13 protein-coding genes, 1 tRNA gene and 1 pseudogene are annotated in these 18025 nt (G+C 55.9%); 14 read left to right on the top strand and 1 reads right to left on the bottom strand.

The features are described from left to right. The first annotated feature begins 226 nt into the window (after nt 1-226). From ACFSE1_RS11105 to rpoC, 10 genes are all read left to right on the top strand, one after another. On the top strand, nt 227-1000 hold the full coding sequence (locus tag ACFSE1_RS11105; protein ID WP_377400829.1) for a glycosyltransferase: 774 nt from the start codon (nt 227-229) through the stop codon (nt 998-1000). Between the two features lie 172 nt (nt 1001-1172). After that, nucleotides 1173-1248 (top strand) — tRNA-Trp (locus tag ACFSE1_RS11110). Nucleotides 1249-1432: 184 nt separating this feature from the next. Then, nucleotides 1433-1633 (top strand): preprotein translocase subunit SecE, encoded by a 201-nt coding sequence (gene secE / locus ACFSE1_RS11115; RefSeq protein WP_377400832.1) that lies wholly within the window; start codon nt 1433-1435, stop codon nt 1631-1633. A gap of 16 nt (nt 1634-1649) precedes the next feature. Continuing rightward, on the top strand, nt 1650-2180 hold the full coding sequence (nusG, locus tag ACFSE1_RS11120) for a transcription termination/antitermination protein NusG (RefSeq protein ID WP_377400835.1): 531 nt from the start codon (nt 1650-1652) through the stop codon (nt 2178-2180). Between the two features lie 133 nt (nt 2181-2313). Continuing rightward, nucleotides 2314-2745, top strand: a complete 432-nt coding sequence (gene rplK, locus ACFSE1_RS11125; protein ID WP_377400838.1) for a 50S ribosomal protein L11 — start codon at nt 2314-2316, stop codon at nt 2743-2745. Nucleotides 2746-2747: 2 nt separating this feature from the next. Continuing rightward, nucleotides 2748-3440: a 50S ribosomal protein L1 gene (gene rplA, locus ACFSE1_RS11130; protein WP_377400841.1), complete on the top strand. Its 693-nt coding sequence runs from the start codon at nt 2748-2750 to the stop codon at nt 3438-3440. 352 nt (nt 3441-3792) lie between these two features. Next, complete coding sequence (rplJ, locus tag ACFSE1_RS11135) at nt 3793-4311, top strand: 50S ribosomal protein L10 (RefSeq protein ID WP_377400844.1); 519 nt, start codon at nt 3793-3795, stop codon at nt 4309-4311. 60 nt (nt 4312-4371) lie between these two features. Then, nucleotides 4372-4752: a 50S ribosomal protein L7/L12 gene (gene rplL, locus ACFSE1_RS11140; protein WP_377400847.1), complete on the top strand. Its 381-nt coding sequence runs from the start codon at nt 4372-4374 to the stop codon at nt 4750-4752. 257 nt (nt 4753-5009) lie between these two features. Further along, nucleotides 5010-9149 carry a DNA-directed RNA polymerase subunit beta gene (gene rpoB / locus ACFSE1_RS11145; protein ID WP_377400850.1) on the top strand — a complete coding sequence of 1380 codons (4140 nt, stop codon included), beginning with the start codon at nt 5010-5012 and terminating at the stop codon, nt 9147-9149. A 182-nt stretch (nt 9150-9331) separates the two neighbouring features. Then, nucleotides 9332-13543: a DNA-directed RNA polymerase subunit beta' gene (gene rpoC / locus ACFSE1_RS11150; RefSeq protein ID WP_377400853.1), complete on the top strand. Its 4212-nt coding sequence runs from the start codon at nt 9332-9334 to the stop codon at nt 13541-13543. 518 nt (nt 13544-14061) lie between these two features. Here rpoC and ACFSE1_RS11155 read toward each other — a convergent pair. Beyond that, nucleotides 14062-14355 (bottom strand): transcriptional regulator, encoded by a 294-nt coding sequence (locus tag ACFSE1_RS11155; protein ID WP_377400856.1) that lies wholly within the window; start codon nt 14353-14355, stop codon nt 14062-14064. A 480-nt stretch (nt 14356-14835) separates the two neighbouring features. Between ACFSE1_RS11155 and rpsL the strand changes: the two genes are divergently transcribed. The 4 genes and pseudogenes from rpsL to ACFSE1_RS11175 form a co-directional block, all read left to right on the top strand. Continuing rightward, a complete protein-coding gene (rpsL, locus tag ACFSE1_RS11160; protein ID WP_003507760.1) occupies nt 14836-15207 on the top strand; it encodes a 30S ribosomal protein S12 in 372 nt (123 codons plus the stop codon). A 74-nt stretch (nt 15208-15281) separates the two neighbouring features. Next, nucleotides 15282-15752 carry a 30S ribosomal protein S7 gene (rpsG, locus tag ACFSE1_RS11165; protein WP_377400859.1) on the top strand — a complete coding sequence of 157 codons (471 nt, stop codon included), beginning with the start codon at nt 15282-15284 and terminating at the stop codon, nt 15750-15752. Between the two features lie 33 nt (nt 15753-15785). Continuing rightward, nucleotides 15786-17885, top strand: coding sequence for an elongation factor G (gene fusA / locus ACFSE1_RS11170; RefSeq protein ID WP_377400862.1), 2100 nt, complete (start codon nt 15786-15788; stop codon nt 17883-17885). Nucleotides 17886-17959: 74 nt separating this feature from the next. Continuing rightward, nucleotides 17960-18025, top strand: a pseudogene (locus ACFSE1_RS11175) (GTP-binding protein); the annotation flags it as partial.

An 18025-nucleotide genomic window follows, 5' to 3' on the forward strand; every position in this document is an offset into this window, starting at 1 on the left:
GTCGTACGGTTGGCGCCGGCATCGTCGCTGCTATCGTCGAGTAATCCACGAATAAGGCGAGGGAGAAATCCCTCGCCAGAAATGGAGAAGGTCCGGATGATTGATTTCATCCGGACCTTTTTTATGTGGCGCTTGTGATGCGCCGGTGTAGAGCATTCTCAAAAGACTCGCTGCCGAGGGCTGACGGCGGTGAAAAGTGCACGAGCCTGTCGCTGAAGGATCATGGATGTCTAACCTCACAGTTGTTCTCACCAGTTGTCGCCGTCACGATCTCCTCGTCAGGACGCTAGAAAGCTTCTTCGCGACCAATCGCTATCCGATCCATGAGTTCATCATCATCGAGGATTCCGATCAGGACCAGGTGCGCGATCTTGCTGAACGATTTCCCGAACAGCCGATTCGGTTCATCGTCAACGGTCAGAACCTGGGGCAACATCGCTCGATCGATAAAGCTTATGCGCAGGTAAAGACCCCTTACGTTCTTCATCTAGAGGATGATTGGCAGTTCCCTGTGCCCGGCACGGTGGAGAAGGGAATGGCAATCATTGAAAGCTGCCCGGATATCTTCATGGTTTTGTTGCGCAAGGATGCCGATATGCCGAGGAGCTTTAAAAAGCTGCCGCGAATCGAGCAGCCAGCCCCATACCGTCGGGTCGATGCAGGTGCCCACCGCACATGGTATAGTTTTACATTTAATCCCACGATCAAGCGGCTTGCGGATTATCAAAGACTGCCGCAGGGCTATTCCGGCTTTCAGGGTGAGGTGGCTCTCAGCCTTTATTATAAGGATCAAGGTGCCGTTCTTGCCTGGCTGGAAGGTACAGGTGTGGACCATCTCGGATTCGATCACAGTAACTTCGCCCGTAAAAGAAAACGCGGGCTGGCGGGCGTGCTGGAAAGCGCGCGGCGATTCTTTTCAATGGCAACATTGCGTAAGTGGAAGACATCGCTCGGGCGCAGAATCGAACATCAAAAGCGAAAGCGTAAGCTGGGCAAGTGATTCTGCGGGTCGAAACGCGCGAGTGAGGGGCGACTGGCGATGCAAACGGCACCATATTGTATGGTGTCTGCGAGAAAAACTTGCAAAGGGTTTAAAAGGGGCTTGCCAATCCCGGTGGACCATTTTAAAGCAGCGCCATGCTTGATGAGGGCAACCTCAGAAGGCGGGACTTAGGGGTATAGCTCAGTTGGTAGAGCGGCGGTCTCCAAAACCGCAGGTCGGGGGTTCGAGCCCCTCTGCCCCTGCCATCCCGCTCGTTGAGTGCAGGATAAGATCTAAACTTTACCTGTGCTGACCTTGTCGGTAACATAGATGATTGCTGTTTTTCCCCTTGTCAGAGGGGATTATGGTGTTTATGTAGGGTTCAAACAGACACGCGGTGCGTGGGGCTGAATAGTGTCAGCTTTACGTGCCGTAATTGCGTGGGCAGATATGGCATCCAAAACGAATCCATTCGCGTTTCTCCAGCAGGTGCGGGCAGAGACGGCAAAAGTCACTTGGCCTTCTCGTCGTGAGACGATGATCTCCACGGCCATGGTGCTTGTTATGGTTGTTTTTGCTGCTCTGTTCTTTTTTGCGGCAGATCAGCTGATTGGCTGGCTCATTGGCCTCGTGCTGACGATCGGCGCTTGAAATTGTGGAGATGAAGATGGCGGCACGTTGGTACATCGTCCACGCTTATTCGAATTTTGAAAAGAAGGTTGCGGAATCGATCGAGGAGAAAGCTCGCCAGAAGGGGCTTGAGCATCTCTTTGAAAAGATTCTTGTTCCGACAGAGAAGGTTGTGGAAGTTCGTCGCGGTCGCAAGGTCGATAGCGAGCGGAAGTTTTTCCCGGGCTATGTGCTTGTTCGTGCAAACCTGACGGATGAGGCCTATCACCTTATCAAGAATACGCCGAAGGTGACCGGGTTCCTCGGTTCCGACAATCGCCCGGTTCCGATTCCGGATCATGAGGCGGAGCGCATCCTTGGCCAGGTCCAGGAAGGCGTCGAGCGTCCCAAGTCCTCGATCTCGTTTGAGATCGGTGAACAGGTTCGCGTTTCCGATGGCCCGTTTGCGTCGTTCAACGGTGTTGTTCAGGATGTCGATGAAGAGCGTTCTCGCCTGAAGGTCGAGGTGTCCATCTTCGGTCGCGCCACGCCTGTTGAGCTTGAATACGGTCAGGTCGAAAAGGTCTGATCGAACGGGAGAGATCCCGCGCGTGGGAGGATGCGCCTGATAGCCGGGCGGTTAATTCCTGACCACGCAACCGCAGCCGCCGAATGATTTCGGCAATTTGGCCGGGTAACCGGCTGTAACGAAAGGCAGAGAAATGGCTAAGAAAGTCGCAGGCCAGCTCAAGCTGCAGGTCAAGGCAGGGTCCGCTAACCCGTCCCCGCCGATTGGTCCCGCACTTGGTCAGCGTGGCATTAACATCATGGAATTCTGCAAGGCGTTCAACGCAGCTACGCAGGAAATGGAAAAGGGTATGCCGATCCCGGTCGTCATCACCTACTACCAGGACAAGTCCTTCACCTTCGCAATGAAGCAGCCGCCGGTTACTTACTGGCTGAAGAAGGAAGCAAAGATTCAGTCCGGTTCCAAGACGCCTGGTAAGGGCGCCAAGGCTGGTACCATCACCAAGGCTCAGGTCCGTGCGATCGCTGAAGCCAAGATGAAGGACCTGAATGCCGCTGATATCGAAGGCGCAATGCTGATGGTTGAGGGTTCTGCCCGCTCCATGGGCCTGGAAGTGGTAGGTTGATCATGGCCAAGGTTGCAAAGCGTATTCAGAAGACCCGTGAAGGTATCGACCCGACGAAGCTGGTCGCTCTCACGGATGCTATCTCGCTCGTCAAGGAGCGTGCGACGGCGAAGTTCGATGAAACCATCGAAATCGCTATGAACCTCGGCGTTGATCCTCGCCATGCGGACCAGATGGTTCGTGGCGTTGTTAACCTGCCGAACGGTACTGGCCGCGACGTTCGCGTTGCCGTATTCGCACGTGGCGCCAAGGCTGATGAAGCCAAGGCTGCTGGTGCAGACATCGTTGGTGCAGAAGACCTGCTCGAAATCGTCCAGGGCGGCAAGATCGACTTCGATCGTTGCATCGCAACTCCGGACATGATGCCGCTCGTCGGCCGCCTCGGTAAGGTTCTCGGCCCGCGTGGCATGATGCCGAACCCGAAGGTTGGTACTGTCACCATGGACGTTGCTGGCGCGATCAAGGCTTCCAAGGGCGGTGCTGTCGAGTTCCGCGTTGAGAAGGCTGGTATCATCCATGCCGGTATCGGCAAGGCTTCCTTCGATGCGAAGGCGCTGGAAGAAAACATCAAGGCGTTTGCTGACGCTGTTGTCAAGGCGAAGCCGGCTGGCGCGAAGGGCAACTACGTCAAGCGCGTTGCGATCTCCTCGACCATGGGTCCGGGCGTTCGCGTAGAGCCGTCGTCGGTTCTGTAATTTTGGAAGGGGGCTTGCTGGCCCCCTTCCAAACCTGTTTTCGGGCTTTAGGGCCCGGAAATGTCGGGGTAACCCGACATTCCTGTCCGAGATTGCGGGTGGTTTCGACCTTAATCGTATGACCTGCATGAGACGGGTAAGATCTGGATTATCGACAGGCGCGCGTGATGCGCCCCTGAGGGTTCCGGTTCGAACCTGATGTGCCTTGTGCCGCAAGTTCCTTCATGGATCTGCGTGCAGGGGGACAGGATCCTCGAGCGCTGCTTGGGATCTTTTTGACAAGGTTCCTTGTGGCAAAGGCAACCCGGCAGGTCCCGGTCCTACGATCGGTCCTGTCAACTGGAGACAGACAGTGGAAAGAGCGGAAAAACGCGAATTCGTCACGGAACTGAACGAAGTCTTCAAGGCTTCCGGTTCGGTTGTCGTGGCCCACTATGCTGGTGTCACAGTTGCGCAAATGAACGATTTTCGTTCGAAAATGCGTGCTGCTGGCGGCACCGTCAAAGTCGCGAAGAACCGTCTGGCCAAGATCGCTCTTCAGGGCACGGAATCGGAAGGGATGATCGATCTCTTCAAGGGTCAGACGCTGATTGCATACAGCGCCGACCCTATTACGGCTCCGAAGGTCGTCATGGATTTCGCCAAGACCAACGACAAGCTCGTTGTCATCGGCGGCGCCATGGGTGCGACCACGCTTAACGCGGAAGGCGTCAAGTCGCTTGCGACCTTGCCTTCTCTGGACGAACTGCGCGCAAAGCTGCTGGGTATGATTCAGACCCCGGCAACCCGCATCGCAGGCGTCGTTCAGGCACCGGCAGGTCAGCTTGCTCGCGTTTTTGCGGCCTACGCAAAGAAGGACGAAGCCGCTTGAGGCGGTTTTTCGCTGTAACAAACAAACCAGTTCGAACCGAACACAAAAGGAATTATCACAATGGCTGATCTCGCTAAGATCGTTGAAGACCTCTCTGCTCTGACCGTTCTGGAAGCTGCTGAGCTTTCCAAGATGCTCGAAGAAAAGTGGGGCGTTTCCGCAGCTGCTCCGGTAGCTGTTGCTGCTGTTGCTGGCGGTGCAGGCGCTGCTGCTCCGGCTGAAGAAGAAAAGACCGAATTCGACGTTATCCTGGTTGACGCTGGCGCCAACAAGATCAACGTCATCAAGGAAGTTCGCGGCATCACCGGTCTCGGCCTCAAGGAAGCCAAGGACCTGGTTGAAGGCGCTCCGAAGGCTGTCAAGGAAGCCGTTTCCAAGGGCGAAGCAGCTGACATCAAGAAGAAGCTTGAAGAAGCTGGCGCCAAGGTTGACGTCAAGTAATTCTGAAACTTTCTGTGGGAGAGGGCTGTTTAGCCCTCTCTCATTGTTCGTTTCTCTGAACTGATTACCCAAAAGCCGGTGAAACGGCTTTTGGGTAATGGGTTCTTCAAGAGGATGGTTTCTCTTCATCGTAAGCGGCAATCCGGCCGGTGCGTTGAAGAAGAAACGAGATTGGACCACCCATTTATCCGACGGGGCCGACTGGCCAGCGAGTCCCGTCCGTTGCAGGCCCGGATGCATTTTTTGAAGGAGCGACGATGGCTCAGACCCTTTCGTTCAACGGTCGCAGGCGCGTACGCAAGTTTTTCGGAAAGATCCCCGAAGTTACAGAGATGCCGAACCTCATCGAGGTTCAGAAGGCATCCTATGATCAGTTCCTGATGGTTGAAGAGCCAGCAGGTGGACGCCCCGATGAGGGGCTTAACGCCGTTTTCAAGTCCGTGTTCCCCATCACTGACTTTTCGGGCGCCTCCATGCTGGAATTCGTGTCCTACGAATTCGAGCCGCCGAAGTTCGACGTTGAGGAATGCCGCCAGCGCGATTTGACCTATGCCGCTCCCTTGAAGGTGACGCTGCGCCTGATCGTGTTTGATATTGACGAAGATACGGGTTCCAAGTCCATCAAGGATATCAAGGAACAGTCCGTCTACATGGGCGACATGCCCCTTATGACCGATAACGGCACGTTTATTGTGAACGGTACCGAACGCGTTATCGTGTCGCAGATGCACCGTTCGCCGGGCGTATTTTTCGATCATGACAAGGGTAAGAGCCATTCCTCTGGCAAGCTGCTCTTTGCCGCCCGCGTGATCCCTTATCGTGGCTCCTGGCTCGATATCGAATTCGACGCCAAGGACATCGTTTACGCGCGTATCGATCGCCGCCGCAAGATTCCGGTGACGTCTTTGCTCATGGCTCTGGGCATGGACGGCGAGGATATCCTGTCGACGTTCTACACCAAGTCCACCTATCAGCGCGATGGTGAGGGTTGGCGCATTCCGTTCCAGCCAGAAACGCTGAAGGGTGCGAAGACACTTTCCGACATGATTGACGCCGATACCGGCGAAGTAGTCGTTGAATCCGGCAAGAAACTGACGCCTCGTTTGCTGCGCCAGCTCTCTGATAAGGGTCTGAAGGCCCTCAAGGCATCGAATGATGACCTTTACGGCAACTATCTGGCGGAAGACATCGTCAACTACGAAACCGGCGAGATCTACCTGGAAGCTGGCGACGAGCTGGATGAGAAGACCCTGCAGATCATTCTGGATGCAGGCTTTGATGAGATTCCGGTGCTCGGTATCGACCACATCAATGTCGGTGCTTACATCCGCAATACGCTCTCTGCGGACAAGAACGAGAACCGTCAGGACGCCCTGTTCGACATCTATCGTGTCATGCGTCCCGGTGAGCCGCCGACCATGGAATCTGCGGAAGCCATGTTCAATTCGTTGTTCTTCGATGCGGAGCGCTACGACCTCTCCGCCGTTGGCCGCGTGAAGATGAACATGCGTCTGGATCTGGATTGCCCGGATACGGTTCGTACGCTGCGCAAGGACGATATCCTTGCTGTGGTCAAGATGCTCGTGGAGCTTCGTGACGGCAAGGGTGAGATCGACGATATCGACAACCTCGGTAACCGTCGCGTTCGTTCCGTTGGCGAATTGATGGAAAACCAGTATCGCCTGGGTCTTCTGCGCATGGAACGTGCGATCAAGGAACGTATGTCCTCGATCGAGATCGATACGGTCATGCCGCAGGATCTGATCAACGCCAAGCCGGCAGCTGCCGCCGTTCGCGAATTCTTCGGCTCCTCGCAGCTGTCGCAGTTCATGGACCAGGTGAACCCGCTGTCGGAAATCACCCACAAGCGCCGCCTCTCGGCACTTGGTCCTGGTGGTCTGACCCGTGAGCGTGCTGGCTTCGAAGTCCGCGACGTTCATCCGACGCATTACGGCCGTATCTGCCCGATTGAGACGCCGGAAGGCCCGAACATCGGTCTGATCAACTCGCTCGCCACGTTTGCGCGCGTCAACAAGTACGGCTTCATTGAAAGCCCGTACCGCAAGATCGTTGACGGCAAGGTTACGAACGACGTGATCTATCTCTCCGCAATGGAAGAGGCGAAGTATTACGTTGCTCAGGCGAACGCACCGCTGAATGAAGAGGGTGAGTTCCTCGAGGAATTCGTCGTTTGCCGTCATTCTGGCGAAGTGATGCTGGCTCCGCGCGACAACATCAACCTCATGGACGTTTCTCCGAAGCAGCTCGTATCCGTTGCTGCCGCTCTGATTCCGTTCCTGGAAAACGACGACGCCAACCGCGCCCTCATGGGTTCGAACATGCAGCGTCAGGCCGTGCCTCTGGTTCGCGCCGAGGCTCCGTTCGTTGGCACAGGCATGGAGCCGATCGTCGCACGCGACTCCGGTGCAGCAATCGCTGCACGTCGCGGCGGTGTTGTCGATCAGGTTGACGCAACGCGTATCGTAATCCGTGCGACGGAAGATCTTGATGCCGGCAAGTCTGGCGTCGACATCTATCGTCTCCAGAAGTTCCAGCGTTCGAACCAGAACACCTGCGTTAACCAGCGGCCGCTGGTGGCAGTCGGCGATATCATCTCCAAGGGTGATATTATTGCTGACGGTCCTTCGACGGACCTGGGTGACCTTGCACTTGGCCGCAACGCGCTCGTCGCGTTCATGCCGTGGAACGGCTATAACTACGAAGACTCGATTTTGATGTCTGAGCGCATCGTCTCTGACGACGTGTTCACGTCTATCCACATCGAAGAATTCGAAGTGATGGCTCGCGACACCAAGCTCGGTCCTGAAGAAATCACGCGCGATATTCCGAACGTTTCGGAAGAAGCACTGAAGAACCTCGACGAAGCCGGTATCGTCTATATTGGTGCGGAAGTTCAGCCCGGCGATATCCTGGTTGGCAAGATCACACCGAAGGGCGAAAGCCCGATGACACCAGAGGAAAAGCTTCTGCGTGCCATCTTCGGTGAGAAGGCTTCTGATGTTCGTGATACCTCTATGCGCATGCCGCCCGGTACCTTCGGTACTGTTGTGGAAGTTCGCGTTTTCAACCGCCACGGCGTTGAAAAGGACGAGCGCGCAATGGCGATCGAACGGGAAGAGATCGAGCGTCTCGCAAAGGACCGTGACGACGAGCAGGCAATTCTCGATCGTAACGTCTATGGCCGTTTGATCGATATGCTGCGTGGCCAGGTGTCTGTTGCAGGACCGAAGGGCTTCAAGAAGGGCGTTGAGCTTTCGAACGCGATTGTTTCGGAGTATCCGCGCTCGCAGTGGTGGATGTTTGCTGTTGAGGACGAGAAGGTCCAGGCAGAAATCGAAGCCCTGCGTGGCCAGTACGATGAGTCCAAGTCGCGCCTTGAACAGCGCTTCATGGACAAGGTCGAGAAGGTTCAGCGCGGCGACGAAATGCCTCCTGGCGTCATGAAGATGGTCAAGGTCTTCGTTGCTGTGAAGCGCAAGATCCAGCCAGGCGACAAGATGGCTGGCCGTCACGGCAACAAGGGCGTTGTTTCGCGCATCGTGCCGGTGGAAGACATGCCGTTCCTTGAAGACGGTACGCATGTTGACATCTGCTTGAACCCGCTCGGCGTGCCTTCGCGCATGAACGTCGGTCAGATTCTTGAAACGCACCTCGCCTGGGCTTGCGCCGGTATGGGCAAGAAGATCGGCGACTTGCTCGAAGAGTATCGCCGCACGATGGATATCAGCGATCTGCGCAATGAGTTGACTGAAATCTATGCGAGTGAATCGCATGATGAAGTTGCTCGTTTCGATGACGACTCGCTGGTTAAGCTTGCTGAAGAAGCCAAGCGTGGCGTGTCGATCGCGACGCCGGTCTTCGATGGTGCGCATGAGCCTGACGTTGCCGCAATGCTGGAGCGTGCCGGTCTTGATCCGTCTGGTCAGTCTGTTCTCTATGATGGCCGTACCGGTGAGCCCTTCGACCGCAAGGTGACGGTTGGGTACATGTACATGATCAAGCTCAACCACTTGGTCGATGACAAGATCCACGCCCGTTCGATCGGCCCCTACTCGCTGGTCACCCAGCAACCGCTTGGTGGTAAGGCTCAGTTCGGCGGACAGCGCTTCGGGGAAATGGAAGTCTGGGCTCTCGAAGCCTACGGTGCTGCTTACACCCTGCAGGAAATGCTGACCGTCAAGTCGGACGACGTTGCTGGCCGTACCAAGGTCTATGAAGCGATTGTTCGTGGTGATGATACGTTCGAAGCCGGTATTCCGGAAAGCTTCAACGTTCTCGTCAAGGAAATGCGCTCTCTCGGTCTTTCCGTGGAGTTGGAAAACTCCAAGCTGGATGCAGCAGAGGCCTCCGGCGAATTGCCGGACGCAGCGGAATAAGAAAAACGTGGCGCGCGCTTATCAGAGCGCGCGCCGTTCCCGCCTTAGCTTCTAAGCCAGGGTAGGGGAATTCTGCCGCATTTTGCGGCTAAGACCGTTTTTTCGCGTCGTACCGGCCTTCCCGGGTATTGGGCTGGTACCGCACGCAAGTTGAGGGCTGATAGCCCCATAAGGAGACAGGCATGAACCAAGAGGTCATGAATCTTTTCAATCCGCAGATGCCTGCGCAACATTTCGACTCGATTCGAATTTCGATCGCGTCGCCTGAGAAGATTCTCTCCTGGTCCTACGGCGAAATCAAAAAGCCGGAGACCATTAACTATCGTACGTTCAAGCCAGAGCGCGACGGCCTGTTCTGCGCGCGCATTTTTGGACCGATCAAGGACTACGAATGCTTGTGCGGCAAGTACAAGCGTATGAAGTACAAGGGCATCATCTGCGAAAAGTGCGGTGTTGAAGTCACGCTTTCGCGCGTTCGCCGCGAACGCATGGGCCACATCGAACTTGCAGCGCCTGTCGCTCACATCTGGTTCCTGAAGTCGCTGCCTTCACGCATTGCGACGCTTCTCGACATGACGTTGAAGGATGTGGAGCGAGTGCTCTACTTCGAAAACTACATTGTCACGGAGCCTGGTCTGACGGCGCTTAAGGAAAACCAGCTTCTCTCTGAAGAAGAGTACATGCTGGCCGTGGATGAGTACGGTGAAGACCAGTTCACCGCCATGATTGGCGCTGAGGCCATTTATGAAATGCTGGCGTCGATGAACCTCGACAAGCTGGCTGGCGATCTGCGCTCGGACCTGGCAGATACCACGTCTGACCTGAAGCAGAAGAAGCTGATGAAGCGTCTCAAGATCGTTGAGAACTTCATTGAATCCGGCAATCGTCCGGAATGGATGATCATGAAGGTCGTGCCGGTGATCCCGCCGGATCTTCGTCCTCTCGTGCCGCTGGATGGCGGTCGTTTCGCAACGTCGGATCTGAACGATCTGTATCGTCGCGTCATCAACCGTAACAACCGTCTGAAGCGCCTGATCGAACTGCGCGCTCCTGGCATCATCATCCGTAACGAAAAGCGCATGCTGCAGGAATCTGTGGACGCGCTGTTCGACAACGGCCGTCGTGGCCGCGTCATCACCGGTGCCAACAAGCGTCCGTTGAAGTCACTGTCCGACATGCTGAAGGGTAAGCAGGGTCGCTTCCGTCAGAACCTGCTCGGCAAGCGCGTCGACTATTCCGGTCGGTCGGTTATCGTGACGGGTCCGGAACTCAAGCTGCATCAGTGCGGTCTGCCGAAGAAGATGGCGCTTGAGCTGTTCAAGCCCTTTATCTACGCGCGTCTCGACGCCAAGGGCTATTCGTCCACGGTGAAGCAGGCCAAGAAGCTCGTTGAAAAGGAAAAGCCGGAAGTCTGGGATATCCTGGACGAGGTTATTCGCGAGCATCCGGTTCTCCTGAACCGCGCACCAACGCTTCACCGTCTGGGCATCCAGGCTTTCGAACCTATTCTGGTGGAAGGCAAAGCCATTCAGCTGCACCCGCTCGTCTGCACGGCCTTCAATGCCGACTTCGACGGTGACCAGATGGCTGTTCACGTGCCGCTTTCGCTTGAAGCGCAGCTCGAAGCTCGCGTGCTGATGATGTCGACCAACAACATCCTGCACCCTGCTAACGGCGCGCCAATCATCGTGCCGTCGCAGGACATGGTTCTCGGTCTCTATTACCTTTCGATCATGAACCAGAACGAGCCGGGTGAAGGCATGGCCTTCTCAGACATGGGCGAACTGCACCATGCTCTTGAGAACAAGGTTGTGACGCTGCATGCCAAGATCCGCGGCCGCTTCAAGACTGTTGATGCCGAGGGTAACCCGGTATCGCGGATCTACGAAACGACCCCTGGCCGTCTGATCATTGGCGAGCTTCTGCCGAAGAACGTCAATGTTCCCTTCGATATCTGCAACCAGGAAATGACCAAGAAGAACATCTCCAAGATGATCGACACGGTCTACCGTCATTGCGGCCAGAAGGACACGGTTATCTTCTGCGACCGCATCATGCAGCTCGGCTTCACCCATGCCTGCCGTGCCGGCATTTCGTTCGGCAAGGACGACATGATCATTCCGGAAACCAAGGCGAAGATCGTTGGCGATACCGAAAGCTTGGTGAAGGAATACGAGCAGCAGTACAATGACGGCCTGATTACTCAGGGCGAAAAGTACAACAAGGTCGTTGACGCCTGGGGTAAGGCCACCGAAAAGGTTGCCGAAGACATGATGGCCCGCATTAAGGCCGTCGAATTCGACGCCGAGACCGGTCGCCAGAAGCCGATGAACGCCATCTACATGATGTCTCACTCCGGTGCTCGTGGTTCTCCGAACCAGATGCGTCAGCTGGGCGGTATGCGTGGCCTCATGGCGAAGCCGTCGGGCGAAATCATCGAAACGCCGATCATTTCGAACTTCAAGGAAGGCCTCACCGTTAACGAGTACTTCAACTCGACCCACGGTGCACGTAAGGGTCTTGCTGATACGGCTCTGAAGACGGCTAACTCGGGTTACCTGACCCGTCGTCTGGTGGACGTCGCTCAGGATTGCATCGTCAACATGGTTGATTGCGGTACCGACAAGGGCCTGACCATGACGGCGATCGTCGATGCCGGTCAGGTTGTTGCATCGCTAGGTGCACGTATCCTGGGCCGTACGGCGCTGGACGATATCGACAATCCGGTTACGGGCGAAAACCTGGTCAAGGCTGGCCAGATGATCCTCGAGCCGCATGTCATCGAGATCGAAAAGGCTGGCATTCAGTCTGTCCGTATTCGCTCCGCTCTGACCTGCGAAGTTCAGACAGGCGTTTGCTCGGTCTGCTACGGTCGCGACCTTGCACGCGGTACGCCGGTCAACATGGGTGAAGCGGTTGGCGTTATTGCTGCGCAGTCCATCGGTGAGCCGGGTACACAGCTGACCATGCGTACGTTCCACCTTGGTGGCACGGCCAACGTTGTGGACCAGTCGTTCTTGGAAGCATCCTACGAAGGTACGATCCAGATCAAGAACCGCAATGCGCTGCGTAACTCGGAAGGCAACCTCGTTGCCATGGGTCGCAACATGGCGGTGACCATTCTGGATGAACGCGGCGTGGAGCGCTCTTCGCAGCGTGTTGCCTACGGTTCGAAGCTGTTCGTGGATGACGGTGACAAGGTGAAGCGCGGCCAGCGTCTTGCTGAGTGGGATCCTTACACCCGTCCGATGCTGACGGAAGTTTCCGGTGTCGTTCAGTTCGAAGACGTTGTCGACTCGATCTCGGTTTCGGAATCGACCGATGAGTCGACTGGTATTACCAAGCGTCAGGTTATCGACTGGCGTTCGACACCGCGCGGTACGGATCTGAAGCCGGCAATCGTGCTGAAGGATGCGAGCGGCAATATCCAGAAGCTGTCGCGCGGCGGTGACGCACGCTACATGCTGTCCGTGGATGCCATTCTGTCGGTAGAGCCGGGTCAGAAGGTTAGCCAGGGTGATGTTCTTGCGCGTGTTCCGATGGAAAGCGCCAAGACGAAAGACATCACCGGTGGTCTGCCGCGTGTTGCCGAACTGTTCGAGGCACGTCGTCCGAAGGATCACGCCATCATCGCTGAGATTGATGGTACAATACGTCTCGGCCGCGACTACAAGAACAAGCGTCGCGTTATGATCGAGCCGGCTGAGGACGGTGTTGAGGCAGTCGAATACCTGATTCCGAAGGGCAAGCCCTTCCACCTTCAGGACGGCGACTACATCGAGAAGGGTGATTACATCCTCGACGGTAATCCTGCGCCGCATGACATTCTGGCGATCAAGGGTGTGGAAGCGCTCGCTTCCTATCTCGTGAACGAAATCCAGGAAGTCTATCGACTGCAGGGCGTTGTCATCAACGACAAGCACATCGAGGTGATCGTGCGCCAGATGCTGCAGAAGGTCGAGATCACAGACTCCGGCGATAGCCAGTACATCGTGGGCGACAATGTCGACCGCATCGAACTGGATGATGCCAACGAGCGCCTGATCGAAGAAGGCAAGCGTCCGGCATCGGGTGAACCTGTACTGCTGGGTATCACGAAGGCATCTCTGCAGACGCCATCGTTCATCTCTGCTGCATCCTTCCAGGAAACCACGAAGGTTCTCACGGAAGCTGCAATCGCAGGCAAGATGGATACCCTTCAAGGTCTGAAGGAAAACGTCATCGTTGGCCGTCTGATCCCGGCTGGTACCGGCGGGACGATGACGCAGATCCGTCGCATCGCAACCTCTCGCGATGAGATGATCCTGGATGAGCGTCGCAAGAGCACTGGTGCCTCTGTAGCAACGCCGATGTTGCAGGACATGGCCGGAGAAAACACTCCGGCAGCCGAGTAAGGCAGGGAAGGGCGATACATCGTCCACCTTTGAAATGAAAAAGAAAGCGCCGGACAAAATCCGGCGCTTTTCTCGTTCTGGCTGTGGCTCATGCGTGTGTGGTGTGTTTTCGCGCTTTTTCGATCAGTGGGCGTTTCGATCATCGCGAATATAGGGTGGGAACGCACTCGCCTGTGGAAGCGCATACACGCGCCGTCGCGTGCCGGTGTGGCATTGTGAGCCGCAGAGAGGGGGCGTTACCCAAATTATATGTATCGGTCTATTGCGGCGGTTTAGCGAAACAGGCATTGGCGCGGACGCCCGTAGAGCGAAGAGGCGCCCTCAGACCGCCCTCAATGAGAGGCAACCTCGCATTGGACGCGAGACTTGTGGTGACTGCAGAGACCGAGGCCCGCGCACTTGATCTGGTTGCGTAAGGTATGCGCGCGTCAAGACGGAAGGGGGAGGCCAATCATAGCCAGCCCCGGTTCGCGCTAAGAAGGCTACAGCAAGCAGGGGCTGCTAGCGCGTGCATGTGCTTATGCGAAGCGAATGATCGATACTTCGCCTTCCAGAGCGCCCTGATAGGCCGATGCATGGGGTTCTTCAACCGGCTCCTCGGTCAAAACGCCGATCTGGTCTAGATCCGCCTCAAGGAAGCCTTCCTCGGAGAGTGCGTTGAGCGCTTCACGAACGGCAGTGTCATCGTCCGGCGCGCTCAGAAGAATATGGAGGTCGACGCCCTCACTGTCCTTGGCTTCATAGCCCTTGCCGACAATGATGAAGACCATAGGCTTGTCGAGATTGTTGTCGTTGTCAGGTTGGCTGATCATCAGCGAGGTCTCCGGATCAATATCAAAGCGAGTCGCGGTTTAGCGCGACACCAATGAATACATACTTATCGATGTGCGTGGCCTTGCGCATGTGTTAATGGTCTCAACCGAATGAATCTTCCGCATGTTCCCCAAATTAACGTCAAATCCGGCTGCAAAGCGGGGCATACGGGGCAAAAGACCAAATCGGCCTTGACGTAGCGGGGGTAAAACAGTAAACGCGCCCCATCGGAAGCGATGTGAGGCTTAACCGTCTGGTACGGCTCGTTCCTGGATTTGCCTCAAACAAGGTTCCAAAACGCACGTTGAAGACACGAATGTAGCACGCATGACGCAGGTGATGCGTCCTCTGCCTTGGGTGGTCCAGCCAGAAAATCAGGTTGGGCCACGTTTGTGCATGTTGAAATGTGCTGAAGGCCGGAGACGGCGTGAGTTTGGCTCGAGAGAGTCGGTAAACAAGATTTTGCAAGGGATGGGTATATGCCTACCGTAAACCAGCTGATCCGCAAGCCTCGCCAGGCACAGGTCAAGCGCAATAAGGTTCCTGCTCTGCAGGAAAATCCACAGAAGCGCGGCGTTTGCACCCGCGTTTACACAACGACCCCGAAGAAGCCGAACTCGGCTCTGCGTAAGGTTGCCAAGATTCGTCTGACCAACGGCTTTGAAGTCATTGGCTATATTCCTGGTGAAGGCCATAACCTTCAGGAGCACTCTGTCGTCATGATCCGTGGCGGCCGCGTCAAGGACTTGCCGGGTGTTCGCTATCACATCATCCGTGGCGTTCTCGATACGCAGGGTGTGAAGAACCGTAAGCAGCGTCGCTCCAAGTACGGCGCGAAGCGTCCGAAGTAATCCAACGAATTCAGCTGCGCCGCGCGAGGTCCTCCGCGTGTTAAGGTGCATAGCCAGATAAAGAGACAGATAGTATGTCGAGACGTCACAGAGCAGAAAAGCGTGAAATCAACCCGGATCCGAAGTTCGGTGATCTGGTTGTCACGAAGTTCATGAATGCCATCATGTTGCATGGCAAGAAGTCGGTCGCTGAAAGCATCGTCTACGGTGCGTTTGATGCAGTCCAGGGAAAAGCCAAGCAGGAGCCGCTGCAGGTTTTCCATCAGGCGCTGGAGAATGTTGCTCCGCACGTAGAAGTTCGTTCGCGCCGCGTTGGTGGTGCAACCTATCAGGTTCCGGTTGATGTCCGTCCTGAGCGTCGTCAGGCGCTCGCTATCCGCTGGCTCATCGCTGCAGCCCGCAAGCGTAACGAAACGACAATGATCGACCGTCTGTCGGGCGAGTTGATGGATGCTGCGAACAATCGCGGTAGTGCCGTCAAGAAGCGTGAAGACACACATAAGATGGCTGACGCGAACCGCGCGTTCTCGCATTACCGCTGGTAATCTCCATCCGATCGCAATTCGAAAGGCAGTCCTATGGCTCGCGAATATAAAATCGAAGACTACCGAAATTTCGGTATTATGGCGCATATCGACGCCGGCAAGACGACGACGACCGAGCGTATTCTTTATTACACCGGTAAGTCGCACAAGATCGGCGAAGTCCATGATGGCGCAGCGACCATGGACTGGATGGAGCAGGAGCAGGAGCGTGGCATCACCATCACGTCCGCTGCGACCACGACCTTCTGGAAGGGTCGCGACGGCAAGATGCGTCGCTTCAACATCATCGACACGCCCGGACACGTCGACTTCACCATTGAAGTTGAGCGTTCTCTGCGCGTTCTCGACGGTGCTATCGCGCTCCTCGACGCCAATGCTGGCGTTGAGCCGCAGACGGAAACTGTTTGGCGTCAGGCTGAAAAGTACAACGTTCCGCGGATGATCTTCTGCAACAAGATGGACAAGACCGGCGCTGACTTCTACCGTTCCGTAGACATGATCAAGACCCGTCTCGGTGCCACCGCTGTTGTCATGCAGCTGCCGATCGGCGCTGAGACAGAGTTCAAGGGCGTTGTTGACCTGATCGAGATGAACGCTCTGGTCTGGCGCGACGAGTCTCTCGGCGCTGCCTGGGACGTTGTCGAGATCCCCGATGATCTGAAGGAAAAGGCTGCAGAATATCGTGAAAAGCTGATCGAGACCGTTGTCGAGATCGACGAAGAAGCGATGGAAGCTTACCTCAACGGCGAGATGCCCGATAACGACAAGATCCGCGAACTCGTTCGTCGCGGTACCATTGACGTTAAGTTCCATCCAATGTTCTGCGGCACTGCGTTCAAGAACAAGGGCGTTCAGCCTCTGCTCGACGCTGTTGTCGATTACCTGCCGTCTCCTCTGGATATTCCGGCGATCAAGGGCATCGATTTCAAGACGGAAGCCGAGATCGAGCGTCACGCAGATGACAGCGAGCCTCTGTCCATGCTTGCGTTCAAGATCATGAACGACCCCTTCGTCGGTTCGTTGACCTTCGCACGTATTTATTCCGGCAAGCTCGAAAAGGGCGCGTCCGTTATGAACACGGTCAAGGACAAGCGCGAGCGCGTTGGTCGTATGCTGCAGATGCACTCCAACAGCCGTGAAGATATCGAAGAAGCCTTTGCTGGCGATATCGTGGCTTTGGCTGGTCTGAAGGAAACCACAACGGGCGACACGCTTTGCGACCCGCTGAAGCCGGTTATCCTTGAGCGCATGGAGTTCCCGGAGCCGGTTATCCAGATCGCTATCGAGCCGAAGTCCAAGGGCGATCAGGAAAAGATGGGCCTGGCGCTGAACCGCTTGGCTGCTGAAGATCCGTCGTTCCGTGTGAAGACTGATACTGAGTCCGGCCAGACGATCATCGCTGGCATGGGCGAACTTCACCTCGATATCATCGTCGACCGTATGCGTCGCGAATTCAAGGTTGAAGCTACCGTCGGTGCTCCGCAGGTTGCCTATCGTGAGACGATCACTAAGGCACACGAAGAAGATTACACGCACAAGAAGCAGTCCGGTGGTACGGGCCAGTTCGCGCGCGTCAAGATCCTCTTCGAACCGAACCCGGAAGGCGAAGATTTCAAGTTCGAATCCAAGATCGTCGGCGGTGCGGTTCCGAAGGAATACATCCCGGGCGTTCAGAAGGGTATCGAAAGCGTTCTGACCTCTGGTCCGCTCGCAGGCTTCCCGATGCTGGGCGTGAAGGCAACGTTGCTCGACGGCGCGTTCCACGATGTCGACTCGTCGGTTCTGGCGTTCGAAATCGCTTCTCGTGCTTGCTTCCGCGAAGCTGCGAAGAAGGCTGGCGCACAGCTGCTCGAGCCGATGATGAAGGTCGAGGTGGTTACGCCGGAAGACTACGTTGGTGACGTTATCGGTGACTTGAACTCTCGCCGTGGCCAGATTCAGGGCCAGGAGAGCCGTGGTATTGCCGTTGTTATCAACGCGCATGTTCCGCTGGCCAACATGTTCAAGTATGTCGATAACCTTCGCTCAATGTCTCAGGGCCGTGCTCAGTACTCGATGGTCTTCGACCATTACGCGCCGGTACCTTCAAACGTAGCGCAGGAAATTCAGGCGAAGTACTCCGGTCAGAAGTGACCGGGGTAACCCAACCGAACAACAACAACCAGAAATTTCCCGTTGTATGACGGGGCAAAGATGGAGAGCCTGAAATGGCAAAGAGCAAGTTTGAGCGTAATAAGCCGCATGTGAACATCGGCACGATTGGCCACGTTGAC

Source organism: Affinirhizobium helianthi, assembly GCF_042680945.1.
Taxonomy (GTDB): domain Bacteria; phylum Pseudomonadota; class Alphaproteobacteria; order Rhizobiales; family Rhizobiaceae; genus Neorhizobium; species Neorhizobium helianthi.

What these genes read in the sequence shown, in the direction of transcription:
- ACFSE1_RS11105 (WP_377400829.1), top strand. Translation starts at nt 227, where the DNA reads ATGTCTAACCTCACAGTTGTTCTCACCAGTTGTCGCCGTCACGATCTC.
- secE (WP_377400832.1), top strand. Translation starts at nt 1,433, where the DNA reads ATGGCATCCAAAACGAATCCATTCGCGTTTCTCCAGCAGGTGCGGGCA.
- nusG (WP_377400835.1), top strand. Translation starts at nt 1,650, where the DNA reads ATGGCGGCACGTTGGTACATCGTCCACGCTTATTCGAATTTTGAAAAG.
- rplK (WP_377400838.1), top strand. Translation starts at nt 2,314, where the DNA reads ATGGCTAAGAAAGTCGCAGGCCAGCTCAAGCTGCAGGTCAAGGCAGGG.
- rplA (WP_377400841.1), top strand. Translation starts at nt 2,748, where the DNA reads ATGGCCAAGGTTGCAAAGCGTATTCAGAAGACCCGTGAAGGTATCGAC.
- rplL (WP_377400847.1), top strand. Translation starts at nt 4,372, where the DNA reads ATGGCTGATCTCGCTAAGATCGTTGAAGACCTCTCTGCTCTGACCGTT.
- rpoB (WP_377400850.1), top strand. Translation starts at nt 5,010, where the DNA reads ATGGCTCAGACCCTTTCGTTCAACGGTCGCAGGCGCGTACGCAAGTTT.
- rpoC (WP_377400853.1), top strand. Translation starts at nt 9,332, where the DNA reads ATGAACCAAGAGGTCATGAATCTTTTCAATCCGCAGATGCCTGCGCAA.
- ACFSE1_RS11155 (WP_377400856.1), bottom strand. Translation starts at nt 14,355, where the DNA reads ATGATCAGCCAACCTGACAACGACAACAATCTCGACAAGCCTATGGTC.
- rpsL (WP_003507760.1), top strand. Translation starts at nt 14,836, where the DNA reads ATGCCTACCGTAAACCAGCTGATCCGCAAGCCTCGCCAGGCACAGGTC.
- rpsG (WP_377400859.1), top strand. Translation starts at nt 15,282, where the DNA reads ATGTCGAGACGTCACAGAGCAGAAAAGCGTGAAATCAACCCGGATCCG.
- fusA (WP_377400862.1), top strand. Translation starts at nt 15,786, where the DNA reads ATGGCTCGCGAATATAAAATCGAAGACTACCGAAATTTCGGTATTATG.